Genomic DNA, 21202 nt, shown 5'->3' on the forward strand with positions numbered 1-21202 from the left:
ACCCTCCTACACTCCGATATTTCGTGTGATCTTACGTTATTTCGTATTAACCGGCAATGGTTTCGTGGCCTGCAGCACCTGCTGCATCTGCCGGGCAATCCGGTAGCGCATGTTCTGCCACAGCACGGCGTACGAGCTGGTGTACTCGATGTGTCGGCGGTCCTCCCGCATCCGGATGATGCTGTTGCGGGCCAGGTGTTGATACAACCAGATGCTGCTGAACAGCATGTAGAAATCGACCGTCGCCGGGTCGCAGTGGTAGCCGCCGTTGGCGTGGTAGACCTCGAGGAACTTCTCCCAGGTGGTCATCTGCTCGATGGTGCTGCGCAGATAGCCCAGGTCCCGGGCCGGATGCCCCAGCGAGGTCAGCTCCCAGTCCAGGACCGCGGTGAGCTCGTCCCCCTCGGCCAGGACGTTGTGGAACCCGAGATCGCCGTGCACCAGGGTGATCTTGTCGTCGATCCCGCTGACGTGGGCGTCCAGCCAGTCCAGCGCCTGCACCACGCTGGGATAGTCGTCGCAGTAGGTGTGGATCGTCTCGCGGAACTGGGCCAGCCTTTCCCGCAACTGCTCCTGGGAATGATCCTGCAGGACCAGGAAGTCACTGCTGATCTCGGCCACGTCGATCGCGTGCAGCTTACCGACCTGGGCCGCCAGGCCCAGCGCGAGCGGCTCACTCTTGGGCGGGACGAACACATCACCGGCGGTCGACCCGGCCAGCCGCTCCATGATCAGGAAGGAGTTGCCCAGCTGTTCGGTGTCGCGCTCCAGGTGCAGCGGCTTGGGGACCTTCAGCCCGCGGGCGTGCAGTTGGGCGAGCAGTTCGGCCTCACTGACCACAGAGGTCTGGTTCAGTTCGGATTCCTGGTCGATCCGGAAGACGACCTCCGCAGGGAACTCGGCGGCCTCGCTCATCGAGATCGCCAGGGTCGTCTTGGAGCGTCCGCCGGCCATCTGCACCACATTGTCCAGGTGCGCGGTCGCGCCGCCGCCGGGATGGTCGCGCAGGAAGGCCTCGATCCGCTCCACGTCGATGATCGCCCGGGGCACCGCGACGCCCGCCGCCGGCGGGGTCCGCAGTTCGGCGGTGGCCTGCTCGATCCGGTCGATCTCGGCCAGTTCGGCGGTCAGGTCGGCCGGTTCGGCGTACGCCCCGGCGGACTCGGCCAGCCGGTCCAGCCGCAGCGCCAGCCAGCTCAGGACCTCTTCGCAGCGGCTGGCGCGGACCGCGGCCAGCCCGGTCAGCTCGGGCTCGATCGTCCCGGTCAGGGTGTCCACACAGTTCGCGATCACCCAGCGCGCGGTCTGCAGTTCGACCTGCAGATGGCTCAGGTGGTCCTGGGTCTTGAAGTCGGCTTCTCGGGTCATCGCTGTCCCTCCACATCGGCGGCCAGGGCCGGATCCAGCGGGCAGGTGCGCTCGATATGGCCGTAGACGGTCTCCCCGTCCCAGGTGTAGCGGGCCCGGCCCTCGTAGAGCCGGTTCACCCCGAGTCGGCCGGCACCGAAGGCCAGGTCGTTGGGTCGGTACTGCTCCATCGGCAGGGCCCGCAGCACCTCGACGTCGATGGTGATCTGCTGCCCGTCCCCGGTGGTCAGGTGCAGCGGGCGGACGGTGAACGGGTCATCGGGATCGGTGAGGAAGTCCGGGGTGATCTCGAAATCGGTGAAGCTCTCCCCGTCGGAGATGTAGCCCATCGCCATCACCGAGCCGTTCTCGTTGTCCCGGGTGGCCAGGATGTTGAACGAGCGGCCGGAGGGGAACACCGCGTTGCACCAGGAGTGCCGCCGGGTGAAGTCCCGGGGTCCGCGCGAGTGATCGCGTACGCCCCCGGCCTCGCGCAGGCCGAACGTGGCGGCCGGTTCGTAGCGCTCACCGAAGGTAGTGATCTCCCCGGTGGCCCGGGTCGGCTGCTCGTGATGCATGGTGAAGGCCCGGTGGTTGACCAGGTGCTTGCCCATGTCCCACAGCGGGGCGGCGGCGGTGAAGGTCAGGTCGAAGGTGAGCGGCAGCGCCCGGCCGTCGGTCAGCGAGCCCGCGTTGACGTCGGCCTGGGTGACGTAGCGGCCGGAGCCGTTGAACTGCAGCCGCATCCGTCGGAAGGGTTCTTCGACGGTCAGCTTCAGCCCGCAGCTGCCGGGACCACCGGGGTGCGCGCCGTGCCCGAAGCCGCGGGCCAGGAAGTACTGTCCGTCGGGCAGGAAGACGATCACCGTCTCCCGCCACAGCGAGGTGTCGTAGGGCATCCGGGACAGATGGGCCCACACGCCGAGGTCCTGCTCGGTGTCCCAGGCCTGGTAGCAGTAGTTCTCGGTCCACAGCGGGGTTTCCGGCGGGTTCGGCATCGGCAATTCGATGTCGGCGGCCAGCCCGGTGGGGTTGAGGTTGGTGGTGCTGCTGTCGGTGGTCACGACACTCCTCAGAAGGTGATGACGGGCTTGATGGCCTGACCGCTGGCAGCGGCGGCCAGGGCCTTGTTGATGTCGTCGAAGGAGTAGGTCTGGACCAGCCGATCGACCGGGAACCGGCCGGCCAGGTACAGCTCCATCAGGCCCTGGACGAACGCGGCGTTGCCGTCGCCCATCACCACACCGTTGATCTGGGCCGCGCTCATCACCAGCGGAATGGTCGGCCAGGAGAAGACCGCATCCGGGCCGGGGGCGCCCACGATACCCAGCCGGCCCAACCGGCTGGGCAGCATCTGGGTGGCCTGCTGCAGCAGCGCGGGCACCGCGGTGGTCTCCAGGACCATGTTCGCCCCGCCACCGGTGAGCTCCTTGATGGTGGCGACCAGGTCCTCGGTCTGCTTGCCGTTGACGACCGCACTGGCGCCCAGTTCGCGGGCCAGCTCCAGCCGGGGTTCGGACACGTCGACCATGATGATCTGCGCGGCGGCGGTGTTCACCGCGGCCATCAGCGCGGACAGCCCGACCGGGCCGGCGCCCAGGATGACCAGGCTCTCCCCGGGCTGCGGCTTCAGCACCCGCAGCACCGCACCGGCCCCGGTGACCACACCGCAACCGAGCGGGGCGAGCACCTCATCGGGCACCTCGGCCGGCGCCTTGAGCACGGTCCGCTCCTCGACCAGGGTGTGGGTGGCGAAGGTCGACTGGCCCAGGAATCGGGCCGCCAGGCCCTCGCCGTTGCGGGTGATCGCCGGGGTGCCGTCGCTGCGTACGCGCCCCCACTTCAGGCTGCTGTCGGCGCAGGTGAACTGGTGTCCGTTCAGGCACGGATCGCAGTGTCCACAGCTGGGGGCGATCAGGCCGACCTTGTCCCCCACCGCGACGCTGGTCACCGCGGCGCCGATGGCCTCCACGATCCCGGCACCCTCGTGGCCGACGACGCTGGGAGTGGCGAACGGGATGGTTCCGTCGAGCACGTGCAGGTCCGAGCCGCACACCCCGGTGGCGGTCAGGCGTACGCGGACCTCGGTCGGGCCGGGGTCGGGGATGTCGACCTCGCTCAGCACCAGGGGCTGGTTGAGCTGTTCGAGAACGGCTGCGGTTGCTTTCATGAGGCGTCCTTCTTCGTTGGAGGGGGTGCGTGGGTGTCCCGGGCAGCGCCCTGCCGGGACGAGAGGGGTCAGGGCAGATCGGTGGCGAAGGCGATCAGGTCGGCGGCAAACACCTGCGGCTGTTCCAGGGCGCCGAAGTGGCCACCCCGCTCGGCGCGGGTCCAGCGGCGCAACGGCACCCGTCGTTCCAGCCAGGCCTTCGGGGAGCGGTTGATCTCGCCGGGGAAGATGATCGCCCCGGTGGGGACGGTGACCCGGCCGGGCAGTTCGCCGGCCGCCATGGCCACCGCCTGTTCCCGGTAGAGCCGGATGGAGGAGGTGATGGTGTTGGTGAACCAGTACATGCTCACCACCGTCAGGAACTGGTCCCAGCTGACCGCATTGCGCAGGTCGCGCCGGCCGGTGCTGTCGGCGCAGTCGGTCCAGGCCCACCACTTGTCCAGGATCCAGGCACACCAGCCGGCCGGGGAGTCGTTCAGGGCCGGGGCCAGCGCGTCGGGCCGGGTGGACTGGATCGCCCCGTAGCCCGAGCCGATCTCGCGGATCTGCCGGGACGTCTCGAGCCAGCCCTTCTCCTCCTCGGTGACCAGGCTCATCGGGTCCTCGACGTCGGCGGGCGGGAAGGCCTGCGCGATGGTGAGGTGCAGGCCGAGCACCCGGTCGGGGAAGTCGGCGGCCAGGTGGGTGGCGACCAGGCTGCCCCAGTCACCCCCGGAGACCACGAACTGCTGATGGCCCAGGTCGGCCATAAGGTTCGCCAGCCGGCCGGCCATCACCTTCGGGGACATCCCGGGCCCGGGCGCGGACGGGGAGAGCCCGTAGCCCTGCAGCGAGGCCGCGATGACCGGCAGGCCAGCCGCGGTGAGCAACGGGATCGCGTCCAGGAACTCCACCACCGAGCCCGGCCAGCCGTGCAGCAGGAGCACCGGCGGACCGGTGACCTGCTCCGGGGTGCCGGCCAGGTAGTGGATGTCCAGGCCGTCCACGGAGTGCAGATAGTTCGGGACGGCGTTGATCCGGTCCTCGGCGGCGGCGAAGTCGTAGCCGTCGGCCCAGTAGTCGATCAGTTCGCGCAGGTACGCCCGGTCCACCCCGTAGGACCACGGCTCGGCGGTGAATCCGTCGTCGGGCCATCGGGTTCCCGCCAGCCGGCGACGCAGCTCGGCCACGTCGCCGGCGGGGAAGCTGACCCGCACCGGTCGGGAGGTCATCGCAACGCTCCGTAGGTGCGATCGATCGCCGCGTGCAGGTTGCGCGCCAGCACCAGCTCCATCCGGGAGAAGGTGTCGATCGAGGTCACCAGCATGTCGATGCTGGTGTGCCGACCGGCCACCACGTCCCGGGCGACCGAGGCGCACAGCGAGGCGTTGCGCAGCTGGCTGAAGATCGAGAAGAACTGGATGTCCTCCTCGGCCACCTGCTGCCCGCCGTGGGCGTGATAGTGCGCCAGGAAGTCCGCCCAGGGCATCAGTCGCTCGACCGCGGGCCGGGCGTACGCCAGGTCCTCGGCCGGATGTCCCGGGTGGGCGAACTCCCAGTCGACCAGTCCGGTCAGTCCGTTCTCGTCCAGCATCACGTTGTGCAGCGAGGCGTCCCCGTGCACCATGATCGGGTCCCCGCTGAGTTCGGCGGCGTGCTCGCTGATCCAGGCGTGGCCGAGTTCGACCGCGACCGAGGACTGCGGTTCACAGTCCCGCCACATCTGCTCGATCTTCGCGCGGGCCGATTCCACCAGCTCGGGCAGGGTGGCCGCCGGCAGGCCGAGATCGGCCAGGGTGACCGAGTGCAGCCGGCCCAGGGCCTCGGCCAGCGCCAGCGGTCCCTCGTTGCCGCCCTCGGTGTCGAAGATCATCCCGGCCGCGGCTCCGGAGATCCGCTCGGAGACCATGAACGGCTTCCCGAACACCGACCGGTCGGCCTCCAGCAGCAGCGGCGTGGGGACCGGTACGCCGGCGGCGTGCAGGGCCTCCAGCAGCGGGAACTCCTCGACCACGGTGTTGTCGAAGTTGTCGGTGTCCATCCGGATCACCGCTCCCCCGGCCCAGCCCTGCGGACCACCGGTGGTGTCCAGCAGGTAGGTGTGCTTGGACTGACCGCCGACCAGCGCGGTGACCCGATCGACCCGGGGCGCCGCGTCGCCGAGGCGCCCCTGCAGCCACTGGTTCAGTGCCTCGGGGGTGACATCGGCCGCATCGACCTGCTCCCCCTCGAAGCCCTGGGCAACCGGGTGGGTGTCCTTGGTCGCCTCGATCGCCTTTTCCAACTCTTCCCGGCCGTCGTGGTCGGTGGCCGCGACCTGCCGGAACAGGGCCAGGATCCGGTCCCGGTCGGCGCCGTCGCCGGTGCGCAGTTGCTGCGCCAGCTGACGGATCCGCTCGGCGAGCACGGCATCGGAGGCGGGTTGTCCGCTGGGGCCGCCGAGGAGTTCCTCGGCGGTCCGCAGTTGCTGCTGATGTTCCCCCTGGTGGTCGGCCAGGATGTCGTCCAGGCACGTTTCCAGGGTGATCAGCCGGACCAGGGCCATGTCCAGCTTGGTCGCGGTCCGGCGACGCAGGGTGTCGGTCTCCTCGGGATTGCGCAGGGCCGCTCCCGCCTCACGAACCAGCCGCAGGATCAACCCGCTGGGCATCGTGGCGGTCTTGGCCCACCCGGTTGCTCGTTCGTTCAACTTGCGTAGTCCTCCAGGCCGTACCGCTTGTTGGGCCCGACCACCATCATCGGGGAGTGGCCGAAGCCCTCCTCGCCGCGGATGCGGACCTTGACCGGCTGTTCGCGGTGGTAGGGGCGCAAGGTGGATCCGTCGGGCATGATGACGTTCTCCGGGTGCGAGACGTCGTACTGATCGGTCTCCACGCTGAGCTCGTGACCGCGCCAGTAGCCCAGGCCCTTGCCGTCGTTCCAGCCGGCGTCGTAGCCGGTCCCGCGGTAGACCCAACCCCGGCCCATCGCGGTGACGTCGAGGTCCCAGGTCTCGCCGTTGGCGGTCTTGGCCTGCAGCTTCATCGCCGAGAACACGTGCGTGTCGGGCACGAAGGTGAGCTGGTGCTCCAGGGAGACCACCTCCGACTCCACCCCGTCGGCATCCTTGAAGGCGCCGTCGACGTAGAGGGTCTTGCCGTTCTCGTCCTCGATGGTGAAGAAGAAGCCGGAGTAGGAATCGGTGGCGAAGCCGCAGTAGACCAGCAGGATGCCCAGGCCACCGGCCCGGCTCGAGCTCGGGATGCCGCCGCGAGCCTTCTGCCCGGTGAACGGTTCGAAGCCGCCGACCCCGGGGCGGACGCCCCAACTGTGGTCGCGCCAGCCGAACCACCGGTCGAACTGGTGCTCGTTGCCGTCGACCACGATCGACCCGGAGGTCCAACCGACCTGGCTGAAGCGACGGTAGTCCTGGTGCACCCGGCCGTTCGCCTCGCCGTAGTGCGGGTTCTCCGAGCGGGTGAAGACCGGCCGGAAGGTGAGGTCGAACGCGTCGCCGTACTCGTTGGGCTCACAGATCATCCGGGTGACCTTGAACGGTTCGGGGAACTCGGTGCGCATCGGCCCCAGCTGCAGCGGCTCCACGATCGGGTGCAGCGGTCGGGAGAAGCGCATGTTGCGCTGCCACTTCGAATCCACCTGGGTGGCGGCAAACCCGTCCATCACGTTCAGGTTCTTGTAGACCGCCAGGCCGCTCAGCAGGCCGACGTTGCCGTCGGGCGAGTAGAGGGTGTAGGAGTAGCGGTCGTAGAAGCGATGGTCGGTGAAACCCGATTCACCGAAGGGCTTGGGGACTTGGTGATAGAGGGACTCGTCGTAGGAAATCAGTTCCATGTCCGCCTCCTCAGGCGTTCGCGTACAGCTTGGCGCCGGCGGTGAACTTCACCGGTACGGTCAGCGCGCCGCGGTTCTGGTCGATGTTGGCGCCGATCACGACGTCACCGTTCAGTTCGTAGTCCGGCATCCGCTCCAGCACCCGCTGCAGGGTGACCTTCATCTCGACGCGGGCCAGGTGCTCCCCGACGCAGCGGTGGATGCCGTGGCCGAAGGCGACGTGCGGGTTGTTGCCGCGGTCCAGCCGGAACTCGCTGGGGTTCTCGAACTTGGCCGGGTCGGTGTTGGCCGCGCCCCAGGTCAGGCCGACCGCGTCGCCCTCCTTGATCTGCACCCCGAACAGGTCCATGTCCTGGGTCGCGGTGCGGCCCATCAGCTGCACCGGGGACTCCAGCCGCAGCGCCTCCTCCACGGCCGCGTCCAGCAGGGACGGATCGTCGAGCAGCTGCTGCTTGATCTCGGGGTGGGCGGCGACCAGCCACAGGATCGAGCTGATCCCGTTCACGGTGGTCTCGTGGCCGGCGACGACCAGGGTGACGGTGGTCCACACCGCCTTCTGGTGGGTGATCGGTTCCCCGTTGACCACACCGCGGGCGATCTGGACGGCCAGGTCGTCGCGATCGGGGCCGGCGTTCTCTGCCTCGGTGACGATCCGGTCGGTCAGCCCGAACACCGCCATGTTGGCGGCCTTCTTGCGCTCCAGGTCACCGCTCATCGCGGCCTCGTTGAGGTCGTGGGTCAGGCTGACCATCGCCTTGGCGTCGTCGGGCGAACCCAGGATCGAGGCGATGATCGCCGGCGGGACCGTGTTGGCGATCTCGCGCAGGTCACCCTCGCCGCTCTCGATGAAGCGGTCGATCACCTTGTCGGTGACTTCGGCGATCCGCCCGGCCCACTTCTCGGCGGCCTCGGGCCGCAGCTCGGGCACCAGCAGCCGGCGGTAGTGCCGGTGCATCGGCGGGTCGACCTCGACCGGGATCGGGGTGAAGGCGCTGCCCAGGCGCGGGATGGTGCATCCCTTGCCCGAGATCAGCTGATCGGTGTTGGTCGCAGCCTGCTTCACCTGGTCGTAACCGGTGATGGCCCAGTAGCCCCCGAGGTCATCGCCCCGGGCCACGGTGCCGGATGAGGCATCGCGCACCTTGGCGTATCCGGCGGCGGCGTCGTGCGCGCTGTTGATTTCGCCGAGGTGAATAGTGGGGCAACCGTGATCGGACATGGACGTCCCTTCCGTCTTCTTTGACATACGGTATTTCGCGTTAGATTACGAGATGTCGGCTTTAGTGTCAATGGCTTCCGTGCTTTGGGAGCGCGGCCGGCAGGCCAACCCCAGGACGGCGACCGCCGCTACAAGCAGCGCTGTCCCAGCGAGAATGAGTGCCCGGTGCAAGCCGGCCACGAAGGCATCGCGGACGACCGGATCGCGGCTGATCTGATTTGCGTCCGAAATATCGGAGAAAATGACCGCACCCATGATGGCGACCCCGATCGCCTGGCCGAACTGCTTGGCGACGTTGCTGAGGGCGGAGACCATGCCGGTCCGCGAGGCCGGGACCGCGCCCAGCGCAAGCGCGGTCACCGGGGCCAGGGTGCAGCCGATGCCGACCCCGACCACGATCAGGGACAGCCCCATCTGCCACAACGGCGTGTCGGTGCCCAGCCGGGTGAGCAGCAGCATGCCGGCGCCGGTGATGAACAGTCCGACGGTGAGCGGGCGCGCGGCGTCGATCCGGCGCATCAGCGCGCCGATCACCGGGCTGGTCAGCGCCATCGAGATGCCGGTGGCCGACAGGGCCAGGCCGACCTCGCCGGAGCCCCGGCCGAGCACGCTCTGGCCGTAGATGCTCAGGTAGACCATGCAGCCCACGAACGCGAAGAACGTGGTGAAGCCGCCGATCAGCCCGGCCAGGAAGCGGGGCTCGCGCAGCAGCGGCAGATCGACCATCGGGTCGGGTGTCGTCCGCTCCCGCAGGATGAACCCGATCAGCAGGACCACCGCGGCCACGCCGGCCGCCAGAGCCGGCCACGCCGTGACGCCCAGCTCCTGGGCGAGCAGCACGAAGATCACGGTCGCGGCCAGCGTGCCGCCGCCGAGCAGTCCCCCGGGCAGGTCGAGCGTACGCGGGGGGCCGGGAGCGCCCGGGCGCAGAATGATCCAACCCAGCAGCCCCAGCAGCAGCGTCAGCCCGGCCACCGCCCAGAAGATCGAGCGCCAACCCCCGAGCTGGATCAGCAGACCACCCAGGGTGGGCCCCAGCGCGGTCGCCACTCCGGAGGTGGCCGACCACAGGCCGAGGGCGAAGGCCCGCCAGCCCGGGTCCCGGAACGTGCTCCCGAGCAGGCCGAGACTGCTGGGCGTGAGCAGGGCCGGGCCGATCGCCTGGATCACCCGCCCGCCCAGCAACATCGGCATACTGCCGGCGAAGCCGCAGATCAGCGCGCCGAGGGTGAAGATCGCGGCGCCGATCAGGAAGATCCGCTTGTGCCCGAACCGATCGGAGATCCAGCCGCCGAACAGCATGGTGGCCGCCAGCGTCACCACGAAGACGGCCACCACGGCCTGGAGTTCGACCGCGCTGGCCCCGAGTTCGACGCCGAGCCCGGGCAGGGCCAGGTTGGTGCTGTTGGTGGACATCACCGCCAACGCCAACGACCCGGCCACCACCACCAGGCTCAACCACGCCCGCGCCGTGGGCCGTGGCTCCGCCGACCTCACTGCTGTCGGTTCGCCGGCTGCGTACTCGGCAACGGGGTCACCATGGAGATGCCGCCGTCGACGGGGAGTTCGACCCCGGTCACATAGCCGGCCAGATCCGAGAGCAGGAACAGCGTCACCGCGGCGATGTCGTCGGGGAACCCGGTGCGGCGCAGCGGGATCGCCCGGGTGACGGTCTCCAGCACCGAGGTGTCCGGGTTGGGGTCGCCGCCCGACGCCAGGATCCGGCCGGTGACGATCCCGTTCACCCGTACGCCGGCCGGCCCGAACTCCGCGGCGGCCGCCTTGGCCAGATGATGTTCGGCCGCCTTCGCCGCCCCGTACAGGCCGAGCCGCCGGGTCTGCGCGACCCCGGCCAGGGACCCGATGAAGACCGCGGAGCCGCGGCCCCGGGCCGCCAGTCGGGGCAGCCCCAGCTGGGTGACGTAGACCGCATGGCGCAGCACCAGGTCGAACTGCTTGTCGTAGGACTCCGCGGTGGAGTCGGCCAGCATTTCCGGCACGGTGGCACCGACGACGTCGACGATGCCGTAGAAGGCATCCCCGAACTCGGCCTCGGCGCGATCGAAGACGGCGGCCACCTGGTCGCGATCGGTGACATCGGCGCTCATCGCAATGCCGCCGACCGCGTCGGCGGTGGCCTGCGCCGCGTCGGCGGACAGGTCCACCGCGAGGACCCGGCCACCGGCGTCGGCGATCGCGCGGCAGACCTGGCCGCCGATCCCGGCCCCGGTGCCGAGCACGACCACGCCGCGTCCGGCCAGGCTGAGTCGCTGGGAGTAGTTGGTTTCGACGTTCTCACTCATTGTCGTCCCTCTCAGAACTCGTCGCACCAGGGGCGGATGTCCATCTCCTGGGTCCAGATCGTGCGCGGCTGGCAGGCGATGTTCCAGAAGGTCTCGGCGATCAGTTCGACCGGAACCATGCCGTCCTTGCCGCGCGCTTCCTTGGCGTGCGGGAAGGCGCTGTTCAGCCGGTGCCCGTCGATCGCGCCGTGCACGATCAGGTTGGCCACGTGGATGTTGCGCGGGCCGAACTCGCGCGCCATCGACTGGGCCAGGGCCCGCTGGCCGAACTTCGCCGAGGCGTACGCCGCCAGCTTCGGCCGGGCGATGACCCCGGAGATCGAGCCGGTGAACAGCAGCACGCCACCGCGCTCGCCGTCGACCATCCGCTGGGCGGCTTCCCGCATGGTGAGGAAGGAGCCGAAGCAGTTGGTCCGCCAGACCTGCTCGAAGAACTCCGCGTCCATGTCCAGGTGCGACTGGCGCCACTGCGACCCGCCGGCGTTGTAGGCGACCAGCACCAGCGGCTCGGACAGGGAGTCGATGATGTCCAGCGAGCTCTTCAGGCCCGCTTCGGTGCCGACGTCACCGACGCCGACCGAGACCTGACCCCCGGCGGCGCGGATGGCCTCGGCGACCTTCTGCAGCTTCTCCTCGGTCCGTCCGGTGATCACCACGTGCAGCCCTTCGGCGGCGAACTTCATTGCGGTGGCCGCACCGGTGCCCTCCAGGGCTCCGACGCCCACCACCCAGGCCACCGAGCCCTTCGGCGGGGGGCCGCCCAGCGCCGGCCATCCCTGGTACTCGTAGGCCTCATCGGTCGGTTTTGCCATGTCCTGTTGTCTCCTGGTTCGCTGGTGTGAGGGGTCCGGCTGCTGCGGACGTCACTTCTTGATGGTGATGGCCTGGGCCTCGGTGAAGCCCTCCAGGCCGTAGCGGTTCGCGCCGCCGCGGCCGACGCCGGTGAGCTTGACCCCACCCCACGGCGCGCGGCCGTCGAGGGACTGGCCGGCGTGACCGTTGATCCAGACCATGCCGGTCTCGATGCCGCGGGCGACCTCGGTGGCGCGCTCCTCGTCGGCGGACCAGACCGAGCCGCCCAGGCCGACCTCGGAGTCATTGGCGAACTCCACGGCCTGCTCGACCGAGTCGTAGCCGATGATCGGCAGGGTCGGGCCGAACTGCTCGTTGTCGACGATCGCGTCGCCGTTGTGGACCCCGGTGGCCAGGGTCGGCAGCAGGAAGTGTCCCTTGGCCGGGTCGCCGGCGAGCTCGCCGTACTCGTAGACCTTGCCGTTGGCGGTCGCGTTGACCGAGCGGACCAGCCGCTCCACGTTGGCCTTGCCGGCCGCGGTGTGCAGCGGCCCCATGGTGACGCCGGCGTCCAGGCCGTTGCCGACCACGGTCTTCGCCAGGATCGAGCCGATCGCCTCGCGGACGGGTTCGACCTTGGCCTGCGGGACGTAGAGCCGCTTCAGCGCGACGCAGGCCTGCCCGGCGAAGGGGAAGGCGGCCGCGACGAGCTTGCCGTACACCGCGTCGTCGTCGAAGGCGTCGTCCAGCATGATCGCCGCGTCGTTGCCGCCGAGTTCGAGGGTGACCGAGCTGAGCGTGTCGGAGGCCTCGTGCATGATCAGCGAGCCGACCGTCGAGCTGCCGGTGAAGTGCACGCCGCGGGTCAGCGGGTGCTCGACCAGGGTCTTGGCGACATTGGTGTCCGGCGAGCTGATCAGCGACAGCACGCCGGGCGGCAGTGCCTTGGCCAGGGCTCCGAAGACCTGCAGGGTGGCCAGCGGGCAGGTGCTGGGCAGGTGCGCGACGACGCTGTTGCCGGCCAGCAGGGCCGGAGCCAACGTGATCACGCTCATGCCGATCGGCACGTTCCACGGGGTGAGGACCGCGACCACGCCCATCGGGTTGCGGAACACCCGGGTGCGGTGCGTCGGGGACTCACCGAGGTCCTCGCCCTGGGTGAGCCAGTCGACCTGGCCGGCCAGGAACTTGACCGGGTAGCTCATGTAGAGCAGTTCGCGCTCGGAATCGGCCAGCACCTTGCCGTTCTCGGCGGTCAGGACGCGGGCCGCGTCGCCGGCCTTACCGGCCGCGTCGAGGGCGGCGATGATGGCTTCGAAGCGCTCCTGCGGGGTGGAGCGGGCCCACGACTTCTGGGCGGCGTGGGCGGCCCGGACCACGGCATCGACATGCTCGGGGCGGATCCGCGGCATGGTGCCGACGATCTCATCGGTGTTTGCCGGGTTGTAGACCTCTACCCGTCCCTCGATGGCAAGATCAGCGCCGGTGATGAACTCGCGTTCGACAGTTGTCATTTCTCTTCTCTTTCAATCCCGTGCGGTTTGCAGTGAGTGGTAGGAGTTCTTGGTGCGGGCCTCGCGCAGGCTCATGGTGGCGATGTCGGCGCGGATGCGTTCCTCGGCGGCGGCGATCTCCTCGGCCACGGTGAGGACCTCCTCGAGCCGGTCGCCGGGGACGACGACGACCCCGTCGGCGTCCCCGCGCAGCCAGTCGCCGGTCGCGACGCGGACCCCGCCGATGTTGACCGGCTCACCGGTCGCCTCGACCTGGACCCGGTCCTTGCCGGTACGCATGTAGTTGTCCCGGGAGAAGATCGGGTAGTCCAGTTCCAGGGCCCGGTTCACGTCGCGGCAGACCCCGTCGATGACGGTGCCGGCGATCCCCTTGACCGAAGCCACGGAGGTGAGAATGTCGCCCCACACGGTGGCGTCCAGGCGGCCCTGGTTGTCCAGCACCACGACGGTGCCGGGCTCGAGATCGTCGATGTAGTCACCGACGGTGCCCGGATTCTGCGGATCGATCGGGCCGTAGCGCAGGGTCCAGGCACGCCCGGCCAGGGAGAAGCCGCGGTCCAGCGGCTTGATGCCCAGGCACTGGCAGTTGATCCGCAGCCGGTCCATCGCATCGCTCAGGTCGCTGCAGCCCAGGGCCTGCAGCCGTTCGATGATCGCTGCGGTGTCGGCGTTCATCTCTTGGGTGTTCATTCCGCCTCCTCGCGGTTCAGCATGAATTCGTAACTGGCCCCCATCACTTCGGAGATGGGGACGCCGTCGCGGATCCGGGCCGCCATCTGGCGTTCCTTGTCCACGATCACTTCGGCGGCCTGCAGGACCTCCTCGACCCGTTCGGCGGGAATGAACACGACCCCGGAGCCGTCGGCGACCACCCAGTCGCCGGGGCGTACGGTCACGCCCTGGATCTGGATCGGGACGTTCCAGGCCTGCTCGATGATCCGGCCGCGGGCGGTGGTCGGGACCGGATTGGCCGCGAAGACCGGGAAGCCGAACTCCGCGCTCTCATCCAGGTCCCGGCAGGCGCCGTCGATGATCACGCCGGCGCACCCGGCCCGGGAGGCGGCCAGGGACAGGTTGCCGCCCCAGCCGGAGACCCGGGTCCGGCCGCCGTTGTCGACGACGATCACGGTGCCCGGTCCGGAGGCCTCCACCGCAGCGGTGCACAGGTGCTTGCCCGAGGGCTGGTTCCGGCCGGCCTCGACCAGCTGGACCGGGATGACCCGGCCGACGACCCGGGTGGTGGTGGTCAGGCGCTGCAGCCCGTACGCCACCCCGGGCAACTTGAGGCTGTCCAGGGCGTCGGAAACGGCGCAGGCGTCGACCGCCGCGAGGCGCTGTTCAAGGGTGGTCACCGGATCTCTCCTTCGATGTACGCGGTGGCTTCCAGTTGGATCCGCATCCCGCCGGGCAGGTCGTGGGCGAGCACGTGCCGGGCGGGGCGGGAGTCGGGATCGGGGAAGGCCTCGACCCAGGCGGTGTTCAGCAGCGGGCGGACCTCCTTGTCGGCGACGAAGACCGTGACGTGGGCGACGTCGCCGAGGCCGGCGCCGCCGGCCTCGAGCAGGGTCGACAGGTTCGCGAAGGCGAGCCGGACCTCATCGGCCGGGTCACTCGGCAGCTGACCGGTGGCCCGGTCGACGCCGCGGACCCCGCCGGTGGTCAGCAGCGGACCGATCCGGCAGGCCGCCGGGATCGGATTGCTGCCGTGTTCCAGCCCGGCGACGGTGATGCTGCGCCTCATCCGGGAATCCCGGGCAGGCCGTAGATGTCGACGGTGGTCTCCCCGGCAGCCAACCGGCGGAAGATCTCCTGCTCCTCGGCCTCGCGGGCCTCGCCGGCGGCCACGACCTCGGCGGCCCGTTCGGCCGGGACGATCACCACCCCATCGGCGTCGGCGACGACCAGGTCACCGGCATGCACGCTGATCCCGCCGATGGCGACCGGGGTGCCCAGCGATCCGGCGCCGCGCGGGTCCTTCTTGGTCCCGCGGATGCAGATGCCACCGGAGAACGTCGGGAAGCCGCGGGTGGCCAACTGCTCGGCATCACGGACGCCGCCGTCGATGATCAGGCCCGCGATCCCGCGCTGCTGCGCGGCGACGGCCATCACCTCGCCCCAGTGCCCGTGCCCGGTCAGCCCGTCCACGCTGATCACCAGGACATCGCCGGGGGCCGCGGCGTAGATCGCATGGTGCAGCCACAGGTTGTCCCCGCCGGGCCCGGCGACCGGGTACGCCGGCCCGGCGACCTTCATCCCGGGCGCGACCGGTCGGATGGTGTGCGGCAGCGCGCCGATCTTGCCGCCGGCCTCGTGCAGCGTGGCCGCGCCGAGGGCGGCGCCGCGGGCGACCAGGTCCGTGCTCAGGCCGCTGTGGTCCTGCTTCACCTCGACCATGTCAGGCCTCATCCCCGGTACGCAGACGCGGGAACACGATCCGGGCATTCTCGGAGTAGATCTTGCGCCGGTCCTCGTCGGTCAGGCCGTCGAGATGGTCGATGGTGTACTTGAAGTCCTCGAAGGAGTGCCCGGTCTTCGGGTTGATCGCGCCACCGGAGCCGGGACGCTCGGTGCCGAACAGGCAGCGGTCGGGACCGACCACCTTGAACAGCAGTTCCAGCGAGGTCTCGGCGTGCACATCGGTGTCGAACCAGAGCATCCGCAGCGCGTCGTCGTAGCTGGTGAGGTCCGCCGGGGCGTCGGGGAGTTCCTCGCCGGCCATCCCGGCCTTCTCCAGGTCGATGAAGTACTGCTTGATGTGCGGCTTCTTGGTGGCCAGGTCCAGCCAGTGGTGCGCGCGCCAGCGACCGATCTGGTAAGGAATCGACCCGCCGCCGTGGGAGATCATCACCTTCAGTTCGGGGAACTTGTCGAACACCTCGGAGTGGGTCAGCGCGGTGATCGCCAGGGACTCCTCGCTGGCGAAGTGCTCGTCGTAGGTCTCCCGGCCGGTGCAACCGGCGGCATGGATGTGGGCGGGGACATTGAGCTCGACCAGCTTGGCCCACAGCGGGTACCAGTACGGGTCATCCAGGCGCGGGGACCAGCCGTTGCCCTCCCCCGGGTCCGGGTTCACCAGGACGCCGACGAAGCCGAGTTCCTCGACACAGCGCTCGAGTTCGTCGAAGACGATCTCGACCGGCTGCCCGGAGACCTGCGGCAGTCCGGCGACACCGCGGTAGCGGGTCGGGTGCCACTGCACCGCCTGGTGGATCAGGTCGTTGTTCAGCCCGACCCACATCGCGACGTCCTTGGCCACCGGGTGGGAGTGCATCAGCACGAACGGGCGCGGGGACAGGAACTGGATGTCGGTGCCGACGGCGTCCATCATCTTGACGCCGCGGTCGGCGCTGGCGCGCATCTCCTCCTCACGGACATAGCGGTCGTGGTACCACTCCTTGGAGTGCTGGCCGTTGGAGGCCTGCAGCACGGTACGGATACCGAAAATGCTGGCGGGGGTGATCAGGTGTCCGTGGGCGTCGATGATCATGCGTGCTCGCTTTCTTCGTTCGGGGCCCAGAGCATGAAGGCCAGGCCGACCCCGGTGCCGGCCTCGGTGCGCTGCACCGGGAGGTAGGTCTGGTGGACCACCGACAGCCCGCGCATGGCGCCGCCGGTCATGATCCAGTTGAGAATTTCGGAGTTGCCCGAGCGCAGCCCGCGATGATCGAGCGCGCCGAGGGTGGCGGCGTCGTGGGCGGCCAGCGCGGCCAGGACGCGCCGGTCTAGGTCCTCGTCGACCGCGAAGTGGCTCAACCCGCCGGAGGCGACCACCGCGACCCGACGGTCCATCCCGTCCGCGGCCACGGCGGCGGCCAGAGCCTCCCCGATCTGCCAGGCCCGGGCCGGGCGCGGCACGTTCGGCGGGAAGTAGGTGTTCAGCATGATCGGCACCATCGGGATCTGCGCGCCGCCGCCCAGCCGGTCCATCACGAACCCGAAGGCGTGCCCGAAGCCGGCCGCGACGGGATCGTCGACCTGTCCGGCGATGGCCACGTCGACGCCCTCGGCCACCAGACCCTCCACCAGCGCATCGGCCAGCTTGCGGTCGGTGGGATAGCGATGGACGGTGTCCATCCGGTACCCCTTGTTGGCCTCGCGGTACCAGTCGGGCAGGTTCGGGTTCACCTCGTTCTTCGGGTGGGTGATGATCTCCTCGCCGGTGTAGACCGCCATCAGCGGCAGGTGGGCGCGGACGAACAGTTCGTCCTGGTCGTCACCGACCACGATCAGGGCGTCCACCTCGGCCTCGGCGACCGCCCGGGCGAGGATGTCGAGTTCGGCCTGGGCGGTGGCGTACTGCTGGGCGAAGTGCTCGGCAGTGGTGCGGTCGCGGTACCGGGCGCCGACCTCGGTGTTGAGTTCGTCGTAGGTCAGCACGCGGCCGTCGCCGAGGACGAGTTCGGTCTTGCGCAGGTCGTCCTTGGCCCGGTCGGACCACAGTTCCGGGGGGATGGCCAGCAGCGGGCTGTGCGAGGTGCCGACCCCGAGCACGATCCGGCTCATCGTTCCAGCACCAGCCGATCGCTCTTGCTGCCCGAGACGCAGATCATCATGACTTCGTTGGATTCCTTCTCCGCGTCGGTGAGGACCAGGTCGCGGTGGTCCGGGATGCCCGAGATGACCCGGGTCTCGCAGGTGCCGCAGATGCCCTCGGTGCAGGAGAACGGGACGTCGACCCCGGCATCCATCAGGGCGTCCAGAATGCTCTTGCCCTCCGGGACCTGGACGGTCTTGCCGGATTCGGTCAGTTCCACCTCGAAGCCGCCCTCGGTGTCGGGCGCGGCATCGTTCTGGAAGTACTCGATGTGGCGCAGTTCGCGCGGCATGTCGATGGCCTCGAAGGCCTTCAACATCGGCATCGGGCCGCAGCAGTAGAAGTGGCTGCCGGCCGGTGCCTGCTTCACGATCGCCTCGAGATCCAGGAAGGTCCGCGACTCCTCGTCGTAGTGCAGGTGGACCGTGCCCAGGTCGCCGGCCAGCTCCTGGAGTTCCTCGGCGAAGGCCATCTGGGACTGGGTGCGGGTGGCGAACCACAGGGTCCAGGGCTTGCCCAGGACGGTGAGTCGGCGGATCATCGCCAGCAGCGGGGTGATCCCGACTCCGCCGGCGATGAACACGCTGTGCGCGGCGTCCTCATTCAGCGCGAAGTTGTTGCGCGGCGGGGTGACCGGGATGACCTGGCCGACCCGCAGGTTCTCATGCAGCCAGGCCGAGCCGCCGCGCGAGGCGGGGTCGCGGTTGATCGCCACGGTGTAGCGGTCGGCGCGGCGCGGGTCGCCGCACAGGGAGTAGCTGCGGACCAGCCCGTTGGGCAGGCGCAGGTCGACATGGGCGCCGGCAGTGAAGGGGGGCAGATCCCGTTGCTGCACATCGCGCAGTTCGACGGAGATGATGCTGTCGGCTTCCAGTCGGACGGCGTGCACCCGCAGTTTCTGGGTCTCGAGTCGGTCAGACATGGACGGGTCCTTCGGTGGTTTCTGGGGTGGGGGTGGGTTCGGGGGCCTCGAGGCGGATCTCCTGCCCGGTGCGGGCGGATTCGGCGATCGCGAGGCTGACGATCACCGTGTCGCGGCCGAAGCGGCCGTCATGGACGACCGGCGTACCGTCGATCGCGGCGGCGAACTCGGCCAGCACATCGCCGCGGCCGGGCCACCACTGGTGCTCGGTCAGCGGGAGATGGCGTACGCCGGCGTCGGTGTAGGCGACCACATCGTCGGTACCGGGCCGCAGGTCGGCGCCGGCGCAGGTGACGACCAGTTCCCCGAAGTGGGGCTGGTGCGCGGGTCGGGCGACCTTGCGCCGACCGAAGCTCAGCCGATCGGTGCGGGCCTGCCGCTCGGCCTCGGCCGACAGATCGGCGAGTCCGGCGCGGGCCGAGCCGTGGGCCGGGGTCTTGACCGAGCCGCCCTCGGCGACCCAGTCGTGCAGTTCGTCGGAGTCGAAGTGGTCGTAGCCGGAGTAGGTCAGCGTGGCCGCCGCGCCGTCGGCGAACCCGAGCAGGGCGGTGGCGGCGCCTTCGGTGGGCCGGGCCGGGTCCAGGCGTACGGCATGGGCCCGCACCGAGGTGACCGGTGCGGTCGCGATGGTCCGGATCATGTCGACCTGGTGCGGGATCTGGTTGAACAGGATTCCGCCGCCGCGGCTGGTGTCGAGTTCCTCGGGCCGGCGCGGTCGGTAGAGGAAGTCGGTGTAGTTCCAGGCCGCGATCATGCCGAGTCGACCGAACGCTCCGCTGCGCACCAGGCGGCCGATCTCGGCCACCGCCGGGCTGAACCCGTGGGTGTGTCCGACCACCAGCGCCACTCCCGCGGCGTCGGCCGCGGCGACCATGGCGTCGCAGTCGGCGACGGTGAGCGCCATCGGCTTCTCCACCAGGATGTGCTTGCCGGCCGCGGCACTGCGTACGGTCTGCTCGGCGTGCAGTTGGTGTGGGGTGGCCAGGTAGACCGCGTCCACCTCCGGGTCGGCCAGCACCGGGTCCAGGTCGGCGTACGCCGGCAGCCCGGTCACGGCGGTGAACCGTTCCCGGATCGCCGGATCCGGTTCCACCGCCCCGACCAGCTCGATCCGGGGGTGGGCCTGCGCGGCGGCGGCCATCGCGCCGCCGGCCAGGCCCAGCCCGACGATGACCAGGCGCGGGCGCCGGGTCACCTCATGCGGAGGCATCGGCTTTGTCATTCTCGATCCCGACGCCCTCGTCGTGTTTGTGGCCGAGCTCGACGGAGGCAGGCGGGACGAACTCCGCCCCGTAGACCTCCACGAACTTGTCGAAGGTGTCGATCGGGGTCAGCTTGGAGATGGCCCGGACCCGGAAGCTGTTCGGATCCTGCACCGCGGCGGGTTCGGTGCCCTTCTGCAGCGCGTCGACCATGTTCAGCAGGATCCGTCGGGCCGCGACCACGGCCCGGTCGGCGCTGACCAGGTGTTCCCCGGACCGGTCGACGATCCCGGGGTCCCCGGGCAGGGCCTTGGAGTTCTCCGCCAGGGCGCGGTCCTGGTCGTGCACGCCCCAGATTCCGGAGAAGTTCTGAGTGCGCTGCATCTGGCGATCCAGCAGGTAGTCGTTCTCCTTGTTCGCCACCGGCAGGAAGTGGTCGATGATCGTGCCGTCCAGGCAGGTGAAGGTGCCCCGCTCGATCCGCGGCGGGAACAGTGCCCCGGAGCGGTAGTAGGAGTCGAGTTCCGCCTGGTCGAAGGGTTCGTTGACCCGGTAGCCGAAGCTGAACACCGTGGTGGTGTTGTCGTCGATGGGCACCCAGGCCCGGCCGCCGCCGCGCTCGAACTCGCCGGGGGCCCGCGGGATGAGGGAGAACATCGGCAGCATGAACTGGGTGACCCGCCACAGGTACTGGCCCTCGTGGCTGCGCCGGGCGCCGTAGACCATCCCGTACTCGGTCTGCCGGATCTCGATGTGCGGGGCGGCATCGTTGGTCATCTGCGCGCCGGTCGACTTCTGCTTGGTGGATTCCTTGTCGAAGTCGCGGTGCAGCCAGGAGATGTGCGAGGAGTCGATCTCGCCCTCCAGGCCCTGGGACCAGTTGGTCCGCTGGACCCAGCGCGAGGCGTTGTAATGCCCCTCGGGCTGATGGGCGTACTCGTGGCCCGGGAAGGGCGGCTTGACCTCGGCCGGACCCATGTAGACCCAGACCACCCCGGAGTGCTCCTCGACCGGGTACGCCGTGATCCCCACCCGGGAGCGGATGTCGGGGGCGTCGGCGGGCACGTTCGGGGTCTCCACGCAGTTGCCCTCGACATCGAACTTCCACCCGTGGTACAGGCAGCGCAGACCGCAGTCCTCGTTGCGACCGAAGTACAGCGGAGCCAGCCGGTGGGCGCAGTGCGCGGCGACGATCCCGACCCGACCGAGGGTGTCGCGGAAGGCGACCAGGTCCTCACCGAGAATCCGCAGGCGGACCGGATCGCAGTCGGGTTCGGCGACCTCGGAGGTCAGCACCGCCGGCAGCCAGAAGCGCCGGAACAGCTCCCCCATCGGGGTTCCCTTGCCGACCCGGGACAGGGTCTCGTTGGCGTCATTCCTCAACATGTC

Annotated in this window: 20 protein-coding genes; all 20 read right to left on the minus strand. The window is 69.5% G+C overall.

Annotated elements, in window-relative coordinates; genetic code table 11:
- Positions 1 to 36 precede the first annotated feature (36 nt).
- Positions 37 to 1368 (minus strand): phosphotransferase family protein, encoded by a 1332-nt coding sequence (locus G531_RS0109250; protein ID WP_026927042.1) that lies wholly within the window; start codon positions 1366 to 1368, stop codon positions 37 to 39.
- Entirely contained in the window at positions 1365 to 2411 is a 1047-nt protein-coding gene (locus G531_RS0109255) for a DUF7064 domain-containing protein (protein ID WP_026927043.1), read from the minus strand. The genes G531_RS0109250 and G531_RS0109255 overlap by 4 nt, the downstream gene beginning before the upstream one ends.
- 8 nt (positions 2412 to 2419) lie before the next feature.
- Complete coding sequence (locus G531_RS0109260) at positions 2420 to 3517, minus strand: NAD(P)-dependent alcohol dehydrogenase (RefSeq protein WP_026927044.1); 1098 nt, start codon at positions 3515 to 3517, stop codon at positions 2420 to 2422.
- A 68-nt stretch (positions 3518 to 3585) separates the two neighbouring features.
- Positions 3586 to 4728, minus strand: a complete 1143-nt coding sequence (locus G531_RS0109265) for an epoxide hydrolase family protein (protein WP_035758440.1) — start codon at positions 4726 to 4728, stop codon at positions 3586 to 3588.
- The gene (locus G531_RS24510; RefSeq protein WP_060929985.1) at positions 4725 to 6185 is read right to left on the minus strand and encodes a phosphotransferase family protein; all 1461 of its coding nucleotides are present in this window, start codon (positions 6183 to 6185) and stop codon (positions 4725 to 4727) included. Before G531_RS24510 ends, G531_RS0109265 begins: the two co-directional genes overlap by 4 nt.
- The gene (locus G531_RS0109275; RefSeq protein WP_026927046.1) at positions 6182 to 7327 is read right to left on the minus strand and encodes an Rv3169 family protein; all 1146 of its coding nucleotides are present in this window, start codon (positions 7325 to 7327) and stop codon (positions 6182 to 6184) included. Before G531_RS0109275 ends, G531_RS24510 begins: the two co-directional genes overlap by 4 nt.
- Before the next feature lie 10 nt (positions 7328 to 7337).
- The gene (locus tag G531_RS0109280) at positions 7338 to 8546 is read right to left on the minus strand and encodes a cytochrome P450 (RefSeq protein WP_026927047.1); all 1209 of its coding nucleotides are present in this window, start codon (positions 8544 to 8546) and stop codon (positions 7338 to 7340) included.
- A gap of 45 nt (positions 8547 to 8591) precedes the next feature.
- Entirely contained in the window at positions 8592 to 9989 is a 1398-nt protein-coding gene (locus G531_RS0109285; RefSeq protein WP_145978607.1) for an MFS transporter, read from the minus strand.
- Positions 9990 to 10039: 50 nt separating this feature from the next.
- Complete coding sequence (locus tag G531_RS21570) at positions 10040 to 10849, minus strand: SDR family NAD(P)-dependent oxidoreductase (protein WP_051215294.1); 810 nt, start codon at positions 10847 to 10849, stop codon at positions 10040 to 10042.
- A gap of 11 nt (positions 10850 to 10860) precedes the next feature.
- A complete protein-coding gene (locus tag G531_RS0109295; RefSeq protein ID WP_051215295.1) occupies positions 10861 to 11661 on the minus strand; it encodes an SDR family NAD(P)-dependent oxidoreductase in 801 nt (266 codons plus the stop codon).
- A 51-nt stretch (positions 11662 to 11712) separates the two neighbouring features.
- The gene (locus G531_RS21575) at positions 11713 to 13155 is read right to left on the minus strand and encodes an aldehyde dehydrogenase family protein (RefSeq protein ID WP_051215296.1); all 1443 of its coding nucleotides are present in this window, start codon (positions 13153 to 13155) and stop codon (positions 11713 to 11715) included.
- 12 nt (positions 13156 to 13167) lie between these two features.
- The gene (locus G531_RS0109305; protein ID WP_026927050.1) at positions 13168 to 13845 is read right to left on the minus strand and encodes an RraA family protein; all 678 of its coding nucleotides are present in this window, start codon (positions 13843 to 13845) and stop codon (positions 13168 to 13170) included.
- Positions 13842 to 14507: an RraA family protein gene (locus G531_RS0109310; protein WP_026927051.1), complete on the minus strand. Its 666-nt coding sequence runs from the start codon at positions 14505 to 14507 to the stop codon at positions 13842 to 13844. Before G531_RS0109310 ends, G531_RS0109305 begins: the two co-directional genes overlap by 4 nt.
- The gene (locus G531_RS0109315) at positions 14504 to 14896 is read right to left on the minus strand and encodes a RidA family protein (RefSeq protein WP_026927052.1); all 393 of its coding nucleotides are present in this window, start codon (positions 14894 to 14896) and stop codon (positions 14504 to 14506) included. Before G531_RS0109315 ends, G531_RS0109310 begins: the two co-directional genes overlap by 4 nt.
- Positions 14893 to 15549 (minus strand): 4-carboxy-4-hydroxy-2-oxoadipate aldolase/oxaloacetate decarboxylase, encoded by a 657-nt coding sequence (locus tag G531_RS0109320; protein ID WP_051215297.1) that lies wholly within the window; start codon positions 15547 to 15549, stop codon positions 14893 to 14895. The genes G531_RS0109315 and G531_RS0109320 overlap by 4 nt, the downstream gene beginning before the upstream one ends.
- 1 nt (position 15550) lies before the next feature.
- Positions 15551 to 16642 (minus strand): amidohydrolase family protein, encoded by a 1092-nt coding sequence (locus tag G531_RS0109325; RefSeq protein WP_026927054.1) that lies wholly within the window; start codon positions 16640 to 16642, stop codon positions 15551 to 15553.
- Positions 16639 to 17658 carry a DODA-type extradiol aromatic ring-opening family dioxygenase gene (locus G531_RS0109330; RefSeq protein ID WP_026927055.1) on the minus strand — a complete coding sequence of 340 codons (1020 nt, stop codon included), beginning with the start codon at positions 17656 to 17658 and terminating at the stop codon, positions 16639 to 16641. Before G531_RS0109330 ends, G531_RS0109325 begins: the two co-directional genes overlap by 4 nt.
- Positions 17655 to 18611, minus strand: coding sequence for a PDR/VanB family oxidoreductase (locus G531_RS0109335; protein WP_026927056.1), 957 nt, complete (start codon positions 18609 to 18611; stop codon positions 17655 to 17657). The genes G531_RS0109330 and G531_RS0109335 overlap by 4 nt, the downstream gene beginning before the upstream one ends.
- Positions 18604 to 19821: a Gfo/Idh/MocA family protein gene (locus G531_RS21580; RefSeq protein ID WP_051215298.1), complete on the minus strand. Its 1218-nt coding sequence runs from the start codon at positions 19819 to 19821 to the stop codon at positions 18604 to 18606. The genes G531_RS0109335 and G531_RS21580 overlap by 8 nt, the downstream gene beginning before the upstream one ends.
- The gene (locus tag G531_RS21585; RefSeq protein WP_051215299.1) at positions 19808 to 21199 is read right to left on the minus strand and encodes a Rieske 2Fe-2S domain-containing protein; all 1392 of its coding nucleotides are present in this window, start codon (positions 21197 to 21199) and stop codon (positions 19808 to 19810) included. The genes G531_RS21580 and G531_RS21585 overlap by 14 nt, the downstream gene beginning before the upstream one ends.
- Between the last annotated feature and the right edge of the window lie 3 nt (positions 21200 to 21202).

The sequence above is a fragment of the Granulicoccus phenolivorans DSM 17626 = NBRC 107789 = JCM 15570 genome, from assembly GCF_000423085.1.
Classification (GTDB): Bacteria; Actinomycetota; Actinomycetes; order Propionibacteriales; family Propionibacteriaceae; genus Granulicoccus; species Granulicoccus phenolivorans.

Excerpts from the sequence above, each read along its gene's own strand:
- G531_RS0109325 (WP_026927054.1), bottom strand. The coding sequence starts at position 16,642 with ATGATCATCGACGCCCACGGACACCTGATCACCCCCGCCAGCATTTTC.
- G531_RS0109265 (WP_035758440.1), bottom strand. The coding sequence starts at position 4,728 with ATGACCTCCCGACCGGTGCGGGTCAGCTTCCCCGCCGGCGACGTGGCC.
- G531_RS0109275 (WP_026927046.1), bottom strand. The coding sequence starts at position 7,327 with ATGGAACTGATTTCCTACGACGAGTCCCTCTATCACCAAGTCCCCAAG.
- G531_RS0109260 (WP_026927044.1), bottom strand. The coding sequence starts at position 3,517 with ATGAAAGCAACCGCAGCCGTTCTCGAACAGCTCAACCAGCCCCTGGTG.
- G531_RS21580 (WP_051215298.1), bottom strand. The coding sequence starts at position 19,821 with ATGCCTCCGCATGAGGTGACCCGGCGCCCGCGCCTGGTCATCGTCGGG.
- G531_RS0109295 (WP_051215295.1), bottom strand. The coding sequence starts at position 11,661 with ATGGCAAAACCGACCGATGAGGCCTACGAGTACCAGGGATGGCCGGCG.
- G531_RS0109330 (WP_026927055.1), bottom strand. The coding sequence starts at position 17,658 with ATGAGCCGGATCGTGCTCGGGGTCGGCACCTCGCACAGCCCGCTGCTG.
- G531_RS0109305 (WP_026927050.1), bottom strand. The coding sequence starts at position 13,845 with ATGAACACCCAAGAGATGAACGCCGACACCGCAGCGATCATCGAACGG.
- G531_RS0109280 (WP_026927047.1), bottom strand. The coding sequence starts at position 8,546 with ATGTCCGATCACGGTTGCCCCACTATTCACCTCGGCGAAATCAACAGC.
- G531_RS0109320 (WP_051215297.1), bottom strand. The coding sequence starts at position 15,549 with ATGGTCGAGGTGAAGCAGGACCACAGCGGCCTGAGCACGGACCTGGTC.
- G531_RS21585 (WP_051215299.1), bottom strand. The coding sequence starts at position 21,199 with ATGTTGAGGAATGACGCCAACGAGACCCTGTCCCGGGTCGGCAAGGGA.
- G531_RS21575 (WP_051215296.1), bottom strand. The coding sequence starts at position 13,155 with ATGACAACTGTCGAACGCGAGTTCATCACCGGCGCTGATCTTGCCATC.
- G531_RS0109315 (WP_026927052.1), bottom strand. The coding sequence starts at position 14,896 with ATGAGGCGCAGCATCACCGTCGCCGGGCTGGAACACGGCAGCAATCCG.
- G531_RS0109335 (WP_026927056.1), bottom strand. The coding sequence starts at position 18,611 with ATGTCTGACCGACTCGAGACCCAGAAACTGCGGGTGCACGCCGTCCGA.
- G531_RS0109250 (WP_026927042.1), bottom strand. The coding sequence starts at position 1,368 with ATGACCCGAGAAGCCGACTTCAAGACCCAGGACCACCTGAGCCATCTG.
- G531_RS21570 (WP_051215294.1), bottom strand. The coding sequence starts at position 10,849 with ATGAGTGAGAACGTCGAAACCAACTACTCCCAGCGACTCAGCCTGGCC.